The sequence below is a fragment of the Providencia sp. PROV040 genome (assembly GCF_032706145.1).
In the GTDB taxonomy this organism is placed as follows: Bacteria; Pseudomonadota; Gammaproteobacteria; order Enterobacterales; family Enterobacteriaceae; genus Providencia; species Providencia hangzhouensis.
This window is the reverse complement of sequence record NZ_CP120531.1, coordinates 177,366-195,857: the sequence shown is the minus strand read 5'-3', so window position 1 is coordinate 195,857 and position 18,492 is coordinate 177,366. Positions and strand designations below refer to the sequence as shown.

Genomic DNA, 18,492 nt, shown 5'->3' with positions numbered 1-18,492 from the left:
GATTTGTTTTGGAGGGTCATCTATTAATGAACACCGCCAAACAGGGTGAAGTGTGATAAAAAAGGCCGGATAACCGGCCTATTCTGCGATGACAGCGCGTTGGCTTATGCCTCTGCGTCGCCCTCACCTTCACCGTCATGAGCCTCAGTGGCTTCGTCACTGCCTTCGTTTTCAGCCTCAGCGGCTTCTTTCGCGGCCTGCTCAGCTTCTTCTTCCAGTTTGGCCGCTTCTACGTCGCTCAGCGCAGCCATCAGTTGGCGGGCAACTTCAGGCGACAGACGCAGCACCACTTCTTCCGGCACAGTTTCAGCGATTTCAATCTGGTTTTCGTGCTCAGCCGTTGGAGCTGGAGGGATCTGCGAGCGCAGCTGATCCAGCGTCGGCAACAGGCTTTCGAAGGTTTTGCGCACGACTTTCGGTTTCACCTTGGCTTTCTTAGGCGAAGACACGTAGCGCGCTGTGACGCGGTTTTTACCTGCTTGCTCGGCTTTAGCCAGAGAAGCCATCAGGATTTCGAAAGCGTCACGGTCGGTGCCTTGGCATTCCGTAATAACGTCGATCGCAACGTCACCAGAAACCTTATCTTCCCGAACCAATTTTTTAATGCGCTCTTCGGCTTTAGCCAGGATCAGGCTGCGGCGGACAGTTACGCTGGACAGACCCAAACGGCGAGCGATAGAGTCGATTTCATGGCCCCAATCAACCAGACGACGGAAACCTTCTGCACGTTCAATCATCTTCAGATGCTTGGTGTTGGCGCTTTCGATCATGTTGAAGACTTCTTCGTCTTTACCGCCTTCGAACTCTTCAATGATCAGTTTTTCAAATACCGCACCTTCAGCGATTGCGGCCATCAGGCCAGTGTAGCGGTGGTGACCGTCGATAATCTTCAGGCGAGTCACACCGTTCACAACAACGACTTTAACGCGGATAGCCGGTACGCTGCTCGGATGGTTGAGGTATGCGTTCTTGAACATCTCAGCACGCTCTACATCAACTTCACGCAGGTTCAGGCCTTCTTCAACGTACAACCAAGAGACGCTGACGGCGTACACGTTGTTACGGCCAACGTTCAGCTCTTCGAACAACGCGCTGTTAGTGGCTGTTTTGCGCTCTTTAGCAACGAAGTCACTCAGACCACGCAGAGTGGATGGAGCCTTGTCCATCTGGCGCATGATAGTGCCCAGGTTACCCATCAGCTCGTTGTCACGGGAAGCTTGGAAGATCTGTTGTACGTTGATAGTCATGATAGTTACTCCGCAAATTGTTATTGGTTGTTTACGTGTTTGTGCTTACTTCTGAATCCAGTTAAACACGGGGTGTGCCGGTGACGAATAGCAAATGCGGAAAAAAATAGTCTTTTTTCGATTATTTCTATCAATGGTAAATGGGCATAAAAAAGGCCAGCATTGCTGGCCTCAGATTGATGACGAACCCCATGTTTTTAGCATGGGGTTTATTGTTTTAGCGACCGAAGGTCGCGATCGCGATATTTTTCTAAAATTCCATCGGCGATATTTGTCTTGGCCTATATTTCGTTCTATATAAGGCTAATTGACCTTTCATGTGTCCAAAAATATAAAAAAGAAGCGCCAGCAGCGCCATCTTCTTGATATTTTGCGCTGTGGCCGCTAATAAGCACTGCATTTGAACTTTACTCAGCCCACGGAACCGCGCATAGCGGTGACCATGATGTTGTTTGGCATCCGCAAAGCTTCTTTCTACCGTCTCTTTTCGCCTTGCATACACTTTTTTTCCCCATTTAGTCAGTCTTAACGCATTTGACCATTCCTTCGCTTCCTCCCAGACATGTCGGGTCACGGTTTTTTCGGCCTTCTGATTTTGCGTACAGGATGAACGATGTTCACAGCCTTGGCATTGCTGACGGTTTGATTTGTAATGCTTATAGCCATTTCGGTCGGTTGTACAGTAAGTGAGCTGTTCTCCAGCGGGACACACATACACATCGCGCTTCGCATCATATTGGAAGTGTTTCTTTTGATACGTATTTTGGCCTTTATTGGGGCGTCGATAACCAGGCACGAGAGCGATACTCATTTCTTTCGCAAGGTGACAAACAGGGGCGGTAAAGTAACCAGCATCGACGCCTGCTGCCACGGTATTCAGGTTAAAGCGGGCAATTTGTCGTTGCAATCGACCAATATAAGGTTGGCTATCATGGACATTGCCCGCTGTAACGTGGGTATCCATGATGATGCCATGTTTGCCATCCACGGTACGATGGTCGAGGTAAAAGAAGCCTTTGGGCTTGTTATCCCGATGCATAAAACCACTTTCAGGATCCGTCGTGCTCACTTTAGTGTTTTTGACGGCGCTGTTTCCGTTGGATTTTTTTGCGTCGGGTAACGGCTTTTTTGCATGGTTTTTCCGGTCTTTTTCGACGGCAGCATTGAGCTGTTCAATATATTCACTTGGTGCAATGGGACGCTCTTCGTTAATGGCTTTGCGCGGGTTTGCATCCGCTTTTAAGTGAGTACTGTCGGTGTAAAGGACTCGTCCATTCGCCATGCCACCACTAATGGCCTGCTCAACAACACGGTCAAAAATCTGTTGGAAAATCTCACTGTCATTGAAACGACGAATACGATTTTGGCTAAGAGTTGACGCATCGGGGACTTTTTCCGTTAATCCCATACGAAGAAACCAGCGATAAGCCATGTTGACTTGGATTTCTTTCACTAACTTACGCTCTGATGGGACACCAAACAGATAGCCTAACAACATCATTTTAATCAGGCGGACAGGATCAATCGCGGGACGGCCATTATTCGGGCAATAAAGGTGGGCAACGGCATCACGAATAAATTCGAAGTCCATAATAGCATCGACTTTGCGAACGAGATGGTCTTCAGGAACGAGTTCATCAAGAGTGACAGTTTCGAACTGATATTGTTGAGGAGAAGGTTCTTTTAGCATATCGGTTAGCTCATTATTTGCACTAACCTTATTAGATCAAAGTCCTCAATAAAAAGCGAGGACTTTGTCAGCAGTCTGAGGCCAGCATTGCTGGCCTTTAGTTGGAGAGTTGCGCTACTGCGAGTTGGCTTTCGCCTCTGTCATGATTTTATTCATTGCAGCGCTAAGCTGTTCACTTTCCCCAGCAGTGTAATCCGGCCAAGGAACGAAAGGACGATTTGTTTTGTTCAATAAAGAGAACCCTGTCGGGCACCGCCATTCCATTGGACTCGTTTGACCTTCAGTGAAGTTAACCAACATCAGGTCTTGGTCACATTTGACATCTTTCACACCGCCGATCTCAATCAGGCGGGTGCTCATTATCCCAAAGTGTTCATCAGCAAACTTCAAGTGGTCAAAGGCCGCAAATGTGCTGTAAAGTCCGACCCAGAGAAGGATCTGGATATTAAGGATAGAGCCTATCTGCCCGAGGGTTTTTTCTTTCACTGCTTTACGTAATAAAACTGCGGCACCAAACAGCAAGTACAGACCACCAGCCAGGTAAAGCCAAACAGGTAAATTGGAGCTAGATTGGTCCATCTGTTCGGAACCTGCATCCATGAATGATTTGATGAATGGAGCAAGAAGCAAAAAGAAAGCCGGTACATAAAGTAACCAAGTCAATTTTACTTGTCTGATAGCTACCATGCGTTTTTCCTTGTCTGGGCTTGCTTCTTCGAGCACAACTTTCATTGTTTTTGCGAAGGAAAACACTGCTGCGATCAGAAATAGTGAGGTCATTAATAAATACATTTACTCTCCAAAAATTAGGAATGCATACTTTGATGTAATGGTACAGTGTTAATAGTTATAATAATAATTAATTCAGTCGCAAATTGAGCGGCTTTTTAAGATGCCGATAGATAAACTGCCATCCTTTCCCGTGAGGTGTACGGTAATCTAGGCGCGGAAGTTGTTGCTTTGCATTTTTCGACTCGAAGTTCCGAGGGTGTGTATTGAATTGAAAGAAGTGAGCCAACTCATGAGCCACCAGCGCCTTAAGGTGATCAAGCCGGTTAATGGAGTAGAACGAGCCGATCTCATTGTCCATGCAAACATGCGCGTACTCATGAAAATGGCAGGCAAATATGCGCTGGCCGTAAATTTCAACCAAGTCAGGCTCATAAAGGTAACCGGGGCTGATCGTAATATTCCGATGCCCGCCCCAGGAGTTCTTCGCAGCCCAGTTCACGCGGACGTCAGGGCTTTTACCAATATAGCCAAATTCACGTCGGAACATGTTTGCAAGGTAATCGGTATAGAGTTGGATGATCCGCTCTGCGGTAACGATCGTTTTTTCGCCGAATACCGCAACTCGTTCACGACGGGCAATCACCTTTGCTGGTTCAACGACTTCACGAACCGGCGGAGGCTGTTTTAAAATGGCGGTTTCCAAGCACCATTGGTCTTCGAAATCACCCTCAGGCGTATCCAGATGGATAGTCAGTTCTGAAGGCATACCCATTTTTTCTAACCAAGTGTCCAGTGACCTCCCCACTTCGTCAACGCTTACGAAATCTTCAAACCCAGGGGCATGCAACCAGATTATCGAGCCAGCCGGAATTGTGCGGTACTGGCGGATGTGCGATGCAATTATCTGGCGCGGTGTCATGATTTAATATCCCATACGTTGTTCGTGTGCGGATTGACGACGATATTCGGCATCTTCACGGGCTTCCCGGCGCTGTGCAGCCAAAACACGTTTTTCAGCAAACGTCATGCGGCTGATATCGGGTTCTTTGACCTTTCCCGATCCTTTGCATACGCTGCACTGAACATCGTAAGTACCTTTACGATACTCATCGCGAAACTCATCATCGAGCTCGTTCCATTCACTCCCTGTAAACCCATCAGAGAAAGATGGATTATCCACCTTCCCGTGTCCTTCGCAGCAATAACAAATCACCCAGCGGAATTTTTCTGTTTGCATGATTCACCTCTGTTATTTTCGGATAGTTGAGCGTGATTAACCGGAAGAAAAGCACCCCGAAGGGTGCGCAGGATTTATTCAGCGTTTTGCCAATCAAAATCGACAATCGGCTCTGAACCGTCCACCAGCGCCAGTGCGTGATGCAGGCGCGACAGAACGGCCGCTTTTTTATCAGCTGGCACATCGTTTTCGATAAGGGCAATGGCATCCGTAAGTGTGGAAATCAGGTCGGTACCCTGCTTGTCATTTTCGGGGTAAGCGTGCGGAGATTCAGCGCGAATTTTGGCTTCTTCGGACGGATTGGTTTCCCAACCATTTTCGTTGATGATGCGGCGCGGATCAGGCCCAACAAGAACAGCTGCACCGAGCTCAAAGCTCATATCGGCGTATGGCAGTTTTTCGGCGAGCATGTCCAGAGCGACTTGATTGTTCATGTGAAAACCATCAGCGACCCACATAGGGGCGACGTCAACACGAATAAGCCAGGAGAAGGGTTTAACTTGAGACATAGAGAGTCCTCTGTTATTTAAAATGCCCGCACCCGTAGGTGCAGGCGCATTCAATACAGAGACAGTGTTACACGACCTTACCGGCCGACAAAATTAGCCTAAGTCAGACCGTGACTGGGTTACCGTCACGGAAGTGCTCCCATATTTACGGGCGACATTCATCAGATCTGAAAAAACAGCGATAGGCTGTCCTGCACCTTTTGGGGTCTGGGCAACGATTTCCAAAAACTTCGAGACATTCCAACGCCACAGGGCCAACTGGCGGAGGGTTTTATCGCGGGAAACGTAGCCCGCAATTTTCTGGGGTAACGCTTCTACTGACGCACCTTCAGAGAGCAGATACACTGCGATCTTCCCGGCATCACGAACAGCCGGACCGTCATCATCGACACCCAGTGCGGTACCTGTCGCATAGAACAGAAAATCAGTATCGCGGATAGGCTCTGCCCCAGAAACCTGATTACAGGCCATCTGGAATTCGTCATACAGGAAATAGAGCGCGGCATCGCTAATACCAGACAGTTCAGGGTAATACTCCCGCAAGGTAGCGATAACCTGTTTGTCATCCTCTTCAGGTACCCAGGTCGTTGCGTAATCTGCGTTGAGCCGTTCAAGCGGCAGGAACGAGATACTGGAGATGGCTTCATCATCGTGCTCCGCAGCGCAGTGCATCCAGTCAAGTTTACCTTGCCATTTACCGGAAACCTCACTGATCCCCGTAAACACGATTTCCGTCAGCAGAGGGTGACCGGGAATGTATTGCTCAACGCTCAACATTTCAACACTGTCCGCCGTCATGTCATCCCACTCAGCCAGCGGATCGGAAGGGATATCAGCCAGGCTGACGATGCTTTTGTAAACCTGTTTTTCAAAGTAGAACAGGTTAGGCTCCATCAGCTCGCAGGCGTCGGGTGTGATAGAACGGCCCAATAGTAATTCTGCCATCGCTTCTTGTACCTGGCCGACGGTATCGAATTTTTTCGGGATCACTGCATCGAATTTTGTGTGGTGCAACACCCAGTAATTTCCATTACCGATCACCTCAAAAGGATACGGCACGATTTTCCAGTCGGTAACCGCCTGCATCGGAGTGACATAGGCTTGAGCCAGAAGCTCTAGCGCCTTTTGCGGCTCGGTCGATTTTTCGCTTAGCATCAGTGAAACCAGCTTTTCAAACACAAACACCTTTCCGTCTTTCACCAGGTATTGAACATTGGGAATACCGTCAATGGCACGAAGAATTTTGCGCAAGCTATCTTTGATACCCATATCATTGAACATCAAATGCAGTTCGTCGGTCACGATCTGGTTCATAGTTTTTTCCTTCTCCAGTTTCATAGCCTCGGCCAGGCGAGACGCGGGTTATTTTAGCGTTGCAGCGAATTTACGACGGCTTTCAAGCCTGTCAAAATATTATCCGCTTCCTCCGGGCCAAGCGGCTCGTCGCTGAAGTTGTTAAATGCATGATGAAACACCTGAACGTGGTCTAAATTCATTTCAGGCAGAACAACAGACTGGCGCAGCACGGCGCTGAGGTCGTCGGCTTGCATCAACATTTGAGCCCCGCTTATAGGCAATTCAGGCTTACTCAGTCCGGCATAAACAAAAACAACACGAAGCAGCTGTGTTAAGGCTACCAGCTCTTCACGCAGCTCTTGGCTGGTTTGTTCGAAAACTTGGCTGATAACATTCTTCACTGCATCTTTCGTTGTCCAGCCGTGGTGGATCATCATGTTAGCGTAGACTGCGAGGTCTCTCGGGTCGCCCTTATCGACATGCCGGAGAAAATCGTTGATGCAAGACGATCCCCAATCGGGTTTTGCCCATTCGTTCGTGAGCCCCCGCTTCAGTTCGGTAGATCGCATTTTTTCAGCCACTACCTCAGCCGTTTTCAAAATCAGAGCCTGGCTGTCTTTATGCAGGTTAGTCGGCAGATTGATAACGAAACTCGTCTTTGGTTCTGTGTTGTTATGCATGAAAACCACCCTTGTCGTAAAAGCACTAATTATTCCCCAATAATTCTTGCCCACGAAATATTTAACGTTAGCAGACTAATAAATATTGCACATTTAGGTAGTACCCATTACTATAGTAACAGGTACCGCTTAAGGGGATAATGTGGCGTTCTATAAAATCTCATCTTTTATCCGAAGCACCAAAAAAATACCTATAACAGACAAACAGTTACTTGATGCTGCTCATGAAGTTCAACAAGGACAATTTGAAGCTGATTTAGGCGGTGGAGTGATAAAAAAGCGCCTTGCAATGAAAGGACAAGGCAAAAGTGGAAGTGTTAGGGTTATTATCTTTTTTAAGATAAACAATCATCTTTTTTTTGCAGATGGATGGACTAAAAACATGGTCAATGCCAAAGGTACAAAAGAGATTGAAGATGATGAATTGGAAACCTATAAAAAATTAGCTGCTGAGTTTCTGAGTTTTGAAGAAAAAACCATTAACAACTTAATTTCTAAAGGAATTCTGGAGGAAATTACTGATGAGTAACAAACTTAATAACATGCTTGAATTGGCTAAAGAGTTAAATGCAGCTGGTGCATCACCTGAAAGCCTGGTTAAAGATATTGAAAGCACCCTCCGTGCTCGTGAAATTAACGATAAAATAAAAGAAGTTTCAGCGATGAGCGGCTCTGAGATCAAGATGTTGCGGACTAAATATTGTATGTCTCAATCTGTGCTCGCTCGTGCATTGGGAATGTCGAAAGAGAGCATATCCAAATGGGAACGAGGGGAAAAGAAACCAAGCGGCCCTGCATTGAGGATGTTGCGTATTCTTGAAAGCAAAGGCCCAGAAGTTTTGGTGGTCTAAGGCTAAAATAAAGCCCCTAAATCAGGGGCTTCAGACTGCTGACAAAGTCCTCGCTTTTTAGTGAGGACTTTGATCTAATAAGGTTAGTACAAATAATGAGCTAACCGATATGTTAAAAGAACCTTCTCCTCAGCAATATCAATTCGAAACTATCACACTCGATGAGTTGGTGCCTGAAGACCATCTTGTTCGTAAAGTCGATGCGATTATGGACTTTGAATTTATTCGTGATGCCGTTGCTCACCTTTATTGTCCCAATAACGGGCGACCTGCGATTGACCCTGTTCGTCTTATTAAAATGATGCTGTTAGGCTATCTGTTTGGTATCCCATCAGAGCGAAAACTGGTTAAAGAAATCCAAGTCAATATGGCTTATCGTTGGTTTTTACGCATGGGGTTAACGGAGAAAGTGCCCGATGCTTCAACATTGAGCCAAAATCGTATTCGCCGATTTAATGACAGTGATATTTTCCAGCAGATATTTGACCATGTCGTTGAACAAGCCATCAGTGGAGGCATGGCGAATGGACGCGTTCTTTATACTGACAGTACCCACTTGAAAGCCAACGCGAACCCGCACAAAGCCATTAATGAAGAGCGTCCCATCGCCCCAAGTGAATATATTGAACAACTCAATGTCGCTGTCGAAAGAGACCGGAAAAATCACGCAAAAAAGCCGTTACCCGACGCAAAAAAATCCAACGAAAACAGCGCCGTCAAAAACACTAAAGTAAGTACCACTGACCCTGAAAGTGGTTTTATGCATCGGGACAATAAACCCAAAGGCTTCTTTTATCTTGACCATCGTACGGTTGATGGAAAGCACGGTATCATTATGGACACCCATGTCACCGCAGGAAATGTGCACGATAGCCAGCCTTACATTGGCCGATTACAGCGTCAAATTGAACGTTTTAATCTTAACCCCATTGCCGCAGGCGTGGATGCCGGTTACTTCACCGCCCCCGTTTGTCATCTCGCGAAAGAAATGAGTATCGCTCTTGTTCCTGGTTATCGACGTCCCAATAAAGGGCAAAATGCGTATCAAAAAAAACATTTTTACTATGATGCACAGCGCGATGTGTATGTGTGTCCAACCGAAGCGCTTTTAACCTACAGTACAACTGACCGTAATGGTTATAAACATTACAAATCCAATATGGCTCAATGCCAATTATGCGAACATCGACAATCGTGTACTCAAAACAAAAAAGGACAAAAAACAATCACTCGACATGTATGGGAAGAAGCGAAAGAGTGGTCAAATACGTTACGGCTAAGCAAGTGGGGTAAAAAAATCTACGCAAGACGAAAAGAGACGGTAGAAAGAAGTTTTGCCGATGCCAAACAACATCATGGTCACCGTTATGCGCGGTTCCGTGGGTTAAATAAAGTGCAAATGCAGTGCTTATTAGCAGCTGTTGCACAAAATATGAAGAAGATGGCGCTACTGGCGCTTCTTTTTTACTTTTTTAAGTTAATACAAAGCCAATTAAAGGCATATAGAACGGAATATAGCTTGAGAAAGTTATTGATGATGGGATTTTAGAAAAATATCGCGATCGCGACCTTCGGTCGCTAACACAATAAACCCCATGCTAAAAACATGGGGTTCGTCATCAATCTGAAGCCCCTAAATCAGGGGCTTTTATCTTTCATCGGGCATTACTTTTTAACATATTCAATGCTGCTTTTTGCCATCGCATGGCATGTTCCAGCAGGATCACAGCCTCTTCCTTACCCTGGAAGGCATCTCCAGTAAACACCTGCGCATCGAATTGGTCGCAAATTTCTGCGGCCCTGATCTGTTCAGGGCTTTGTTCATTACGCTGCATTATCTTGCTGCCTTTCGTTTTTAGAGCGGATTTGTACCCCCCGGAACATCGCACAACGGCGGAACATCTCAATGTCTGGGATTGCCCCATCACCATGCTTGGCTCGGCACATACGCAGTGTCAGGCGAAGCAGCATCTTGATATCGCGAGGAGGCATTGTAGGGAATCGTTCCACCAGCTGATTCAGTAGATTTTCGCTGAGTTCGACACCAAAGTTGTCTGCCATCACCTGCCAAATTTTCTTGGCGTCATCAATCGTAGGCACGTCATAGCGAATGATCGCTGCACAACGAGGGATGATAGCTTCATCCAGGTCATCTTCACGGTTTGATGTCATAAACATCAGGCCGTCGAAATACTCCATCGTGCGTAGGAATTCAGCGACCACTGCGTTATGAACCATATCCAGCCCACGAGCCATAACGAACACATCCGCTTCGTCCAGGAGCAGCACACAATCCCAGCGACGGGCACGCATTAGAACGGTTTTCAGGTTCTTGTCGATCTCTTCAGCGTTAATGCCCAAAGTGCCTGCATGGATGGAGTACAGCGCTCTTTCCGTCAGTTCTGAATACACTTCGGCAGTCAGCGTTTTCCCCAGCCCCGGCTTGCCTACGCACATGATGATATTGCCCGCACTTTTACCTTCGATAATGTCGCTGGTAAAAGCGGTAATATCGGTGGTTAGGACATCCAATAAATCGCTATGCGATTCTGGCAAAATCATCTTGTTACGCAGGTTTTTGTCGTACTCGTATGGCTCGACATTATTCGAATGCACCCAGACGAACTGATGAAGTGACAGGTCGAAGAAACGAACTGCTGTAGCTTCAGGCAACACGCCGAAACCATCAGCCGTATCAGTACACAGCAAGTCGGTTTCAACCATCTCACTGACCGGCCCGCACTCGCTGGTGGGCAAGTCATGGATTAGCTTGTGACCCGCAATGTTCAAATTGCGATCGTAACTGCCATACCCTTCGATTTTGTTTGCCGCACCGATAGCACGGAATTGGCGAGGGAACTGGCCTTGTACCTGCTCGTGATACCGTTTCAGCTGTTCATCGTATTCAGCACGCAGCTCCGGCGTTTCTTTGAATAGGTTTTGCTCAGCCAGAATTTTTGAAACATGACGGCGAGCTACTTCTTGGGCATAAAACTTAATGCTGCCAGTGTGGACGGAATAGGGTTTATCACGGTTCGAATTATTACCGTAGCCATACCATGAAATATTGATGTCCACAGACGGCGGCTGGTTTCGGTAGCTGCCGCTGGTATTGTGTTTAACGGATGTAACCAGCGCGACATACAGATTACCATCACCGTCACGACGGTAGATCCAGCCATCTTTGGCATCACGACGTAGGTATTCAAACAGGACACCATCAAAAGCCTGAAAACTCGCAACAGGCTTAGAAAAATCACCGTTCTTTGCCGCAACGATCGAGTCAATGACGCGGACAATTTTCTTTTGCCCCATTTTCTCACAGGTATTTCGTAGGTCGTTAACCGCCTCTTCACTTAGCATGTCAGTGTCGATATCAACTTCCTGACTATTGCTTGCGTTAGAGAAGGCCTTGCTGGTCAGCTCTTCGAGCGTGGCGTTACGTAAAATGCCATTGGTGATGGTAATAGCCATAAAAGCTCCGATAGGTGGTTGTTTAGGGATTATCTGGGAATAAGCACAGTTAACGAAAAAAGCCCGCCGAAGCGGGCTGAGGTGGCTTACTTCGTCCCCATCGTTTTCTTGTAGAGTTCCCAAGCCTTATCTTCAGGCAGCTCAGCTAAAATGATGATGTCTTTGCCGTTGTGCTCACGGCAACCTGTGAAAATTGCGGTTTTGTCTTTAGCCTTGCTAAGGTCTATGCCGTTGATGCCGTACAAAGCATCATTTTTCACATAGAGCAGCTTTTTGGGGAATTCACGCTTAAAGCGGGCGCGCAGCTTTTTCTCTTGCTGCATATCGGAAACCAGCAGTTCCACCAAAAACTCAAGATCCATGTCATGCATCATTTTTTTGCCTGTTTTCGGATCATTGAATTGAGACTCCAGAGCCGGAAGGGTTTTGGCGAAGGCTTCAGCCTCTTCTAACATCTTGCCTTTACCATCCAGCGCGTGAATAAACGTGCAACCGCCTTCACCGCTGTTGTACGACGTTGCGATCGCCTTACCGTCAAAGCAAACCTTGGCTTCAAAGCACCAGGTTTCGTGGCTGGCGAACGAAGACACTTTCAACGAAGTCAGAGTGATGCGGGTCTGATTGATTTGCTGAGTCATGGTAAATCTCCAATTGAGTTATTCGTTTTGTTTACTGCCTGTGAATCCAGTATCACCCCACCCTAGCCGCTGACAAACAGTCAAAATGAAAAAAATATGTTTTTTTGTTGAGTTACCCACATAAGAAAAAACCCGCAGATTGCGGGCTCTCATGGCGTTTTTCGTTAAACCAATCGACAGGTACCTCTTTGGATGAAAAACAGTAAGATGAGTGCGCCTACAGCATGAAAAATGAGATATGTGTTTAAGAGAAAAACAGCACTGAGATAATCGGTAGCACTTGGCGTATACCCGAAGCATGCTTTCCCTCTCTTATTCATACCTTGTATGATTAGGAATCAAAAAGGCCGATTACCGGCCTTTTTTAATGTATTTCTGGTTTACTTAGCGGCTTTAAGCGCAGATGTACGCGGCCAGTAATGCTTGGGTTTGGCCTTACCCGTTTTACCCTGTGGCACGCTGACTACGTAACTGATTTCATCGCGGGGGTAACCCACTCCCGCGCTTTTAAATAGGTCGGGAAAGCTTTCCCGGTGCTTGTTGGTGAAGTTAGCATGTGGTTTTAGTACGGCGACAACTGTTCCGGTTTTTTCACGCTCATAGCCCTGCGCCTGGCTTGTCCAGGTAACTTCATCACCAACTGCAAATTCTTTCTGGCTCATGTTGACCTCGTCGGTTTGAAAAAAGATGTGCGGTGCCGGGTGCCTCCCAGTGAATCGGTGTATCAAGCCGACTCGCCTTCACCGAACCCCAGTGCTTTTCATACTGAAAAGGGACAACTGAGTTGTCGTTAGTCACTGTTTGATACAAAGCCCCTGCGCATAGCGGGATTCACCGCACAGCTCTATCTTGTCTCACGTATCGTGGCTGACGAAATTTCAGACAACAAAAAGGCCAGCAACGAATGCTGGCCTTGAATTTACTTTGGATAAAAGGTGTTTTAATTACCAGCCACTGGCAATGCCTACACCGATCGCGTTGTTGTTTTCACTATCCAACGATACGTTAAAACGGATTCGAGTATTCGGCGAAGTTTTGAATTGCACGCCACCCGCGATTGCGTTTCCGTTCTGGTAATTACCCAGCCCGATGCCGTAACTGAAGGTGCTATCATTAGCATAAGGAATGGAAGAGATAGCCGTGACACCAGCAATACCAGCATTCAAACGCTTTTCAGCTCGCTCAATTTTTTCACCCAGCTGCTTGAACTGTTTGTTGGACGAGTCACGCAACTCCCGGAACTTGGTATCGGTATAGTAGTTCGCATTCAACTCCGCTGTATCTGCGGCGTTCTGAGCGTAGGCCACACTTTGCTGATAACGAATATCGGTATAGCTATTCGATTTGGTTACCGCGTTTTTCTCTGCCTCTTCCGCACGGCCAAAGGCCTTGTCGGCTTTTTTGTCGGCCACTTGCGCCGCTTTGATTGCGGTTCCAGCCTTCTCTTTCGCATCGTTAGCGACACCTCGGACCTGATCAACTTTGGTATTCGCCTCGTCGGCTGTAATTTGTGCCCGATCAGCTTTCGAGCTTGCGGTATTTGCAGTCGATTGAGCCTCATCCGCCTTTCCAATTGCCGTATCTGCTTTTGAAATTGCGGTATTAGCACTGGCCTGAGCATTGTCCGCAGAGGACTGAGCCTTATCTGCTTTAACGTCTGCCGCATTTGCCGCTGCATGAGCATTATCAGATTTAGCCGAAGCAACGTCAGCGGTGCTTTGTGCCTTATCAGCTGATGCTTGGGCGTTGTCCGCTTTTTTGTCAGCCGTGGTAGCTACCGCATGCGCATTGTCAGCGGTGGTTTGGGCTTTGTCTGCGGACGCTTGAGCTGTGCCAGCTTTGCTACTTGCATCGTTCGCAGCCTGCTGTGCTTTATCCGCCGAGGATTGAGCGCTGTTTGCCGTTGCCTGTGCATCATCCGCCTTCTTGTTTGCCTGGTTGGCAGAGGTTTGAGCGCCATCCGCTTTTTGGCTCGCCTGATCAGCTGAGGATTGAGCTTTATCAGCACTTGCCTGAGCGTTATCGGCCTTCTTACCAGCGTTGTCCGCCGCAAAATGCGCCTTATCGGCAGAAGTTTGCGCGCTGTCCGCTTTTTGGTTTGCCTGATCGGCAGAGGATTGAGCTTTATCAGCACTTGCCTGAGCGTTATCGGCCTTCTTACCAGCGTTGTCCGCCGCAGAATGCGCCTTATCGGCAGAAGTTTGCGCGCTGTCCGCTTTTTGGTTTGCCTGATCGGCAGAGGATTGAGCTTTATCAGCGCTTTCCTGTGCGTTATCGGCCTTTTTACCAGCGTTGTCCGCCGCAGACTGCGCCTTGTCCGCAGAAGCTTGCGCGCTATCTGCTTTTTGGTTTGCCTGAACGGCTGAGGATTGAGCTTTATCAGCACTTGCCTGAGCGTTATCGGCCTTCTTGCCAGCGTTGTCCGCCGCAGACTGCGCCTTGTCAGCAGAAGCTTGCGCGCTATCCGCTTTTTGGTTTGCCAGATCAGCAGACGATTGGGCTTTATCTGCACTCATTTGTGCATTGTCTGCCGTTGCTTGTGCCTTATCGGCAGAAGCTTGAGCGCCATCCGCTTTTTTATTTGCCTGGTCGGCTGATGCTTGGGCGTTATCAGCTGAGACCTGAGCATTGCCTGCGGAATTAAGGGCCAGATCGGCAGTGGATTGCGCTTTATCAGCGCTGGATTGGGCTGCATCGGCTTTGTTCCCGGCATCGGTCGCGGTAGATTGTGCCTTATCAGCAGAGGCCTGCGCCTGATCAGCTTTCCCGCTGGCATCGTTGGCGGTGCTCTGGGCTTTGTCCGCAGCCGATTGCGCCTTATCTGCGCTGGACTGAGCTGCGTCCGCTTTGTTTCCGGCATCGGTCGCGGTTGATTGAGCTTTATCGGCCGAGGCCTGTGCCTGATCGGCTTTCCCGCTGGCATCGTTGGCGGTGCTCTGGGCTTTGTCCGCAGACGACTGCGCTTTATCAGCGCTGGACTGAGCTGCGTCCGCTTTGTTTCCGGCATCGGTCGCGGTTGATTGAGCTTTATCGGCCGAGGCCTGTGCCTGATCGGCTTTCCCGCTGGCATCGTTGGCGGTGCTCTGGGCTTTGTCCGCAGACGACTGCGCCTTATCAGCGCTGGACTGAGCTGCGTCCGCTTTGTTTCCGGCATCGGTCGCGGTTGATTGAGCTTTATCGGCCGAGACCTGTGCCTGATCGGCTTTCCCGCTGGCATCGTTGGCTGTGCCCTGTGCTTTGTCCGCAGAAGACTGTGCCTTGTCTGCACTGGATTGCGCGGCATCGGCCTTATTCCCTGCCTCGGTCGCGGTTGATTGAGCTTTATCGGCCGATGCCTGCGCCTGATCGGCTTTCCCGCTGGCATCGTTGGCGGTTTCCTGGGCTTTGACCGCAGCCGATTGCGCCTTATCAGCGCTGGACTGAGCGGCATCCGCTTTGTTTCCAGCATCGGTCGCGGTTGTCTGAGCCTTATCCGCCGAGGCCTGTGCCTGATCAGCTTTCCCGCTGGCATCGTTGGCAGTGATCTGGGCTTTATCCGCAGATGACTGTGCCTTGTCTGCACTGGATTGCGCGGCGTCCGCTTTGTTCCCAGCATCGGTCGCGGTTGATTGAGCCTTATCCGCCGAGGCCTGTGCCTGATCAGCTTTCCCGCTGGCATCGTTGGCAGTGATCTGGGCTTTATCCGCAGATGACTGTGCCTTGTCTGCACTGGATTGCGCAGCGTCCGCTTTGTTCCCAGCATCGGTCGCGGTTGATTGAGCTTTATCGGCCGAGGCCTGCGCCTGATCGGCTTTCCCGCTGGCGTCGTTGGCTGTCGCCTGAGCTTTATCTGCACTGGATTGAGCCGCATCAGCTTTTGCGTTCGCTTCTCTTGCGGCGGAAAGTGCGCTATCAGCTTTACTATCAGCGCTGTTTGCCGTTGCCTGAGCCTGCCCTGCCGCATCTTGCGCCTTAATGGCGTTGGCATTAGCTTCCCCGGCCGATGTTAGAGCTTGATCTGCTTTACTTGCTGCGGTCTTTGACGCTGCCTCTGCTTCAACGGCCTTCTTGGCAGCGTTATCAGCTTTTGCGTTGGCATCTTCAGCAACATCAGCTGCGTAATTGGCTGCATCCTGGGCGTTATTTGCCACACCCAGTGCCTCTTTCGCTTTTTTGTCCACAACATCGAGCTGATTTTTATTAACAGCATCAGTGCCGCTTGTACCTTCTGCTACCGATGTGATTTGACGTTCGTTGCCGTAATCACCAACGGAGACCGAATTTTTACGGTTCGTGACGCTACCATTGCCGATCGCAACGGAATCTTCGTAAGTTGAGCGCGCAGTTATACCGATCGCCACTCCACCTTTATCAGCGTTAGCACCATAGCCAACCGCGATACCGCCATTACCCGCCGACGCAACGGAACCAAGCGCCACAGAGCCCTGCCCCGAACGTCCGGAGCTGATTGTTTTCGACTGAGCACCGATCGCCACACCATAGTTGGAATTTTCGCTATTCGAGCCCTGACCTAATGCAACACCGTTAAAACCACCTTTAGAACCAGCGCCGATCGCCACACCTAACGTCTTACTGGATTCACCACCGATCACAATGGCCTCTTCGCCAGCGGTCGCTTTATTGCCCAGGATGATGGCCCCGGAATTAGCCTTGTTACCGTTCCCGATGATCAGACGTGACTTGTCAGTGGAAGTACCATAGAGCTGGGTAATGTTTTCGTCACCGATGACGATCGAAGCGTCATGCTGAGAATCGTTGTTATTACCGACTACGACACCTTTTTTACCTTCCACCACCTTGTTGTTTTCGCCGATGTTAATGGCTGGTGACTCCGCAAACGAGGTCCCAGTGAAAACGCCTGCAACCATTAGCGATAGCATGACTTTGTTCAGTCGTTTTACCAAAACTTTGTTCTCAGGCATTGATGCCAGAGACTTGCCCGCATTGGAACGACCTTTGCTGGCCAAACTGCTTTTACTGTTCTCTTTCAACCAAGAACTGATCGACATGTACTTACTCCACTGGGTTAACGTAAAACGGCGTAATTGCCTTTCATGCACGGAATGGCACCAAGGAAATTATAAAAAAGCAGGTATATCTATTTACAGGGAAAAGCCCCTCAAAACGGGCTCGTTTTCGGTCGGAAATTTTCTATAAAAAAGCCAGCAAAAGCTGGCCCTTTGGATTCTTTTAACACTAAGAAAAGGTTATGGTTTTTTCAAATCTATCAAATCAATGCACTTTACTATGGCGTTAAACTGTCGTTCTTCAGATGACACATACTTACTGTGATTTTGTTTCTGCTTTTCTGTTAATTCTTTCCTTGGAATAGTCTCGACGTATTGGGCGTATTTAAATCGAATGCAGGCATACAAACTCAGCGTCAGGACCACACCGAGGCAAGCTATGACCGTCCATAGGTTCGGGAGTTCTCGGTAGAATGGAAAAATAATTGCGTATGCAATAAACAGATTGCGTACTACGATATGCGCTTTCCGTAGGGCAATAGAGGGTAGGCTCGTCGCTTGCCATAGGGTGCGTTCTTGGCTACTTCTAACCTTATTCATTGCCAACCATGATGAAGATATGCCGATCATTGTAATCACCATAAATCCAACCATCAAAATGGCTATTGATTCAGGAAGGTATGCGAAAAAGCTGAAGTAATTAGACATCTTGACCTCGTTAGGTAGGAAAAACACACAGAAACATCTGGCTCAACTAGCGGCATCTTTCAATTCTGCTTTAGCGCGAGATGTCAGAGACATGTTTTCTCCAAGTTGTAGGAAGAAGATTTGAACGTTGGGGGGGCAAATGACAGCGGTGCTGGGTGCCTCCCAGTGAGTTGACCGTATCAAGTCAACTCGCCAATTCGGAGGAGTAAAGCTGCAATACAGGCCCCTGCGCTTAGCGGGATTCACCGCTGCCATTTGAGATAAGTATAATTACTCAGTTCAATTGACTGACAAAGAAAAAAGGCCATCGAATTGCTGGCCTTTTCCTTGTAGGTGGCATGTTTGGTGGCGGTCGCGGCTCCGTTATCCCTCAAACCCCCAAAAGTACCTTGGGGAGATCATCGAACTAACATAGGGATGGGGTGTTAAAACCCCTCCCCTATGTCATTCCGAGCCCATTCCT

General features: G+C 48.4%; 17 protein-coding genes. 3 read left to right on the top strand and 14 right to left on the bottom strand.

The features are described 5' to 3' along the window. Nucleotides 1–104: 104 nt before the first annotated feature. The 8 genes from P3L40_RS23700 to P3L40_RS23665 form a co-directional block, all read right to left on the bottom strand. The gene (locus P3L40_RS23700; RefSeq protein WP_136135339.1) at nucleotides 105–1,247 is read right to left on the bottom strand and encodes a ParB/RepB/Spo0J family partition protein; all 1,143 of its coding nucleotides are present in this window, start codon (nucleotides 1,245–1,247) and stop codon (nucleotides 105–107) included. 250 nt (nucleotides 1,248–1,497) lie between these two features. Further along, nucleotides 1,498–2,937, bottom strand: coding sequence for an IS1182 family transposase (locus P3L40_RS23695; protein WP_136135613.1), 1,440 nt, complete (start codon nucleotides 2,935–2,937; stop codon nucleotides 1,498–1,500). A gap of 114 nt (nucleotides 2,938–3,051) precedes the next feature. Further along, nucleotides 3,052–3,717 (bottom strand): hypothetical protein, encoded by a 666-nt coding sequence (locus tag P3L40_RS23690; protein ID WP_272693346.1) that lies wholly within the window; start codon nucleotides 3,715–3,717, stop codon nucleotides 3,052–3,054. Between the two features lie 79 nt (nucleotides 3,718–3,796). Then, a complete protein-coding gene (locus P3L40_RS23685; protein WP_131680950.1) occupies nucleotides 3,797–4,588 on the bottom strand; it encodes a hypothetical protein in 792 nt (263 codons plus the stop codon). Nucleotides 4,589–4,591: 3 nt separating this feature from the next. Continuing rightward, nucleotides 4,592–4,849 carry a hypothetical protein gene (locus tag P3L40_RS23680; protein WP_240704996.1) on the bottom strand — a complete coding sequence of 86 codons (258 nt, stop codon included), beginning with the start codon at nucleotides 4,847–4,849 and terminating at the stop codon, nucleotides 4,592–4,594. 131 nt (nucleotides 4,850–4,980) lie between these two features. Continuing rightward, nucleotides 4,981–5,415 (bottom strand): hypothetical protein, encoded by a 435-nt coding sequence (locus P3L40_RS23675; RefSeq protein ID WP_094962665.1) that lies wholly within the window; start codon nucleotides 5,413–5,415, stop codon nucleotides 4,981–4,983. Nucleotides 5,416–5,508: 93 nt separating this feature from the next. After that, entirely contained in the window at nucleotides 5,509–6,729 is a 1,221-nt protein-coding gene (locus P3L40_RS23670; protein ID WP_131680952.1) for a hypothetical protein, read from the bottom strand. Between the two features lie 53 nt (nucleotides 6,730–6,782). After that, nucleotides 6,783–7,391: a hypothetical protein gene (locus tag P3L40_RS23665; RefSeq protein ID WP_094962663.1), complete on the bottom strand. Its 609-nt coding sequence runs from the start codon at nucleotides 7,389–7,391 to the stop codon at nucleotides 6,783–6,785. 142 nt (nucleotides 7,392–7,533) lie between these two features. Between P3L40_RS23665 and P3L40_RS23660 the strand changes: the two genes are divergently transcribed. The 3 genes from P3L40_RS23660 (at nucleotide 7,534) to P3L40_RS23650 (ending at nucleotide 9,791) form a co-directional block, all read left to right on the top strand. After that, nucleotides 7,534–7,920, top strand: coding sequence for a type II toxin-antitoxin system RelE/ParE family toxin (locus P3L40_RS23660; RefSeq protein ID WP_094962662.1), 387 nt, complete (start codon nucleotides 7,534–7,536; stop codon nucleotides 7,918–7,920). Next, the gene (locus tag P3L40_RS23655; protein WP_094962661.1) at nucleotides 7,913–8,242 is read left to right on the top strand and encodes a helix-turn-helix domain-containing protein; all 330 of its coding nucleotides are present in this window, start codon (nucleotides 7,913–7,915) and stop codon (nucleotides 8,240–8,242) included. Before P3L40_RS23660 ends, P3L40_RS23655 begins: the two co-directional genes overlap by 8 nt. A gap of 109 nt (nucleotides 8,243–8,351) precedes the next feature. Beyond that, nucleotides 8,352–9,791 carry an IS1182 family transposase gene (locus tag P3L40_RS23650; RefSeq protein WP_136135612.1) on the top strand — a complete coding sequence of 480 codons (1,440 nt, stop codon included), beginning with the start codon at nucleotides 8,352–8,354 and terminating at the stop codon, nucleotides 9,789–9,791. 106 nt (nucleotides 9,792–9,897) lie between these two features. Here the strand turns inward: P3L40_RS23650 and P3L40_RS23645 are convergent, their stop codons facing one another. The 6 genes from P3L40_RS23645 to P3L40_RS23620 form a co-directional block, all read right to left on the bottom strand. Next, nucleotides 9,898–10,077 (bottom strand): hypothetical protein, encoded by a 180-nt coding sequence (locus tag P3L40_RS23645; RefSeq protein ID WP_094962660.1) that lies wholly within the window; start codon nucleotides 10,075–10,077, stop codon nucleotides 9,898–9,900. Further along, nucleotides 10,067–11,716 (bottom strand): AAA family ATPase, encoded by a 1,650-nt coding sequence (locus tag P3L40_RS23640; RefSeq protein ID WP_094962659.1) that lies wholly within the window; start codon nucleotides 11,714–11,716, stop codon nucleotides 10,067–10,069. The genes P3L40_RS23645 and P3L40_RS23640 overlap by 11 nt, the downstream gene beginning before the upstream one ends. Nucleotides 11,717–11,802: 86 nt before the next feature. Beyond that, nucleotides 11,803–12,354: a hypothetical protein gene (locus P3L40_RS23635; protein ID WP_131680953.1), complete on the bottom strand. Its 552-nt coding sequence runs from the start codon at nucleotides 12,352–12,354 to the stop codon at nucleotides 11,803–11,805. A 380-nt stretch (nucleotides 12,355–12,734) separates the two neighbouring features. After that, nucleotides 12,735–13,016: a hypothetical protein gene (locus tag P3L40_RS23630; protein ID WP_094962654.1), complete on the bottom strand. Its 282-nt coding sequence runs from the start codon at nucleotides 13,014–13,016 to the stop codon at nucleotides 12,735–12,737. Nucleotides 13,017–13,298: 282 nt separating this feature from the next. Continuing rightward, nucleotides 13,299–17,363: an alanine-zipper protein gene (locus P3L40_RS23625; RefSeq protein WP_316928039.1), complete on the bottom strand. Its 4,065-nt coding sequence runs from the start codon at nucleotides 17,361–17,363 to the stop codon at nucleotides 13,299–13,301. Between the two features lie 198 nt (nucleotides 17,364–17,561). Next, entirely contained in the window at nucleotides 17,562–18,029 is a 468-nt protein-coding gene (locus tag P3L40_RS23620) for a hypothetical protein (RefSeq protein ID WP_131680429.1), read from the bottom strand. Nucleotides 18,030–18,492: the final 463 nt, after the last annotated feature.

Bases quoted from the DNA above. Each gene is read 5' to 3' on its own strand.
- P3L40_RS23700 (WP_136135339.1), bottom strand. From the start codon at position 1,247: ATGACTATCAACGTACAACAGATCTTCCAAGCTTCCCGTGACAACGAG.
- P3L40_RS23695 (WP_136135613.1), bottom strand. From the start codon at position 2,937: ATGCTAAAAGAACCTTCTCCTCAACAATATCAGTTCGAAACTGTCACT.
- P3L40_RS23690 (WP_272693346.1), bottom strand. From the start codon at position 3,717: ATGACCTCACTATTTCTGATCGCAGCAGTGTTTTCCTTCGCAAAAACA.
- P3L40_RS23685 (WP_131680950.1), bottom strand. From the start codon at position 4,588: ATGACACCGCGCCAGATAATTGCATCGCACATCCGCCAGTACCGCACA.
- P3L40_RS23675 (WP_094962665.1), bottom strand. From the start codon at position 5,415: ATGTCTCAAGTTAAACCCTTCTCCTGGCTTATTCGTGTTGACGTCGCC.
- P3L40_RS23670 (WP_131680952.1), bottom strand. From the start codon at position 6,729: ATGAACCAGATCGTGACCGACGAACTGCATTTGATGTTCAATGATATG.
- P3L40_RS23665 (WP_094962663.1), bottom strand. From the start codon at position 7,391: ATGCATAACAACACAGAACCAAAGACGAGTTTCGTTATCAATCTGCCG.
- P3L40_RS23655 (WP_094962661.1), top strand. From the start codon at position 7,913: ATGAGTAACAAACTTAATAACATGCTTGAATTGGCTAAAGAGTTAAAT.
- P3L40_RS23650 (WP_136135612.1), top strand. From the start codon at position 8,352: ATGTTAAAAGAACCTTCTCCTCAGCAATATCAATTCGAAACTATCACA.
- P3L40_RS23645 (WP_094962660.1), bottom strand. From the start codon at position 10,077: ATGCAGCGTAATGAACAAAGCCCTGAACAGATCAGGGCCGCAGAAATT.
- P3L40_RS23640 (WP_094962659.1), bottom strand. From the start codon at position 11,716: ATGGCTATTACCATCACCAATGGCATTTTACGTAACGCCACGCTCGAA.
- P3L40_RS23635 (WP_131680953.1), bottom strand. From the start codon at position 12,354: ATGACTCAGCAAATCAATCAGACCCGCATCACTCTGACTTCGTTGAAA.
- P3L40_RS23630 (WP_094962654.1), bottom strand. From the start codon at position 13,016: ATGAGCCAGAAAGAATTTGCAGTTGGTGATGAAGTTACCTGGACAAGC.
- P3L40_RS23625 (WP_316928039.1), bottom strand. From the start codon at position 17,363: ATGTCGATCAGTTCTTGGTTGAAAGAGAACAGTAAAAGCAGTTTGGCC.
- P3L40_RS23620 (WP_131680429.1), bottom strand. From the start codon at position 18,029: ATGTCTAATTACTTCAGCTTTTTCGCATACCTTCCTGAATCAATAGCC.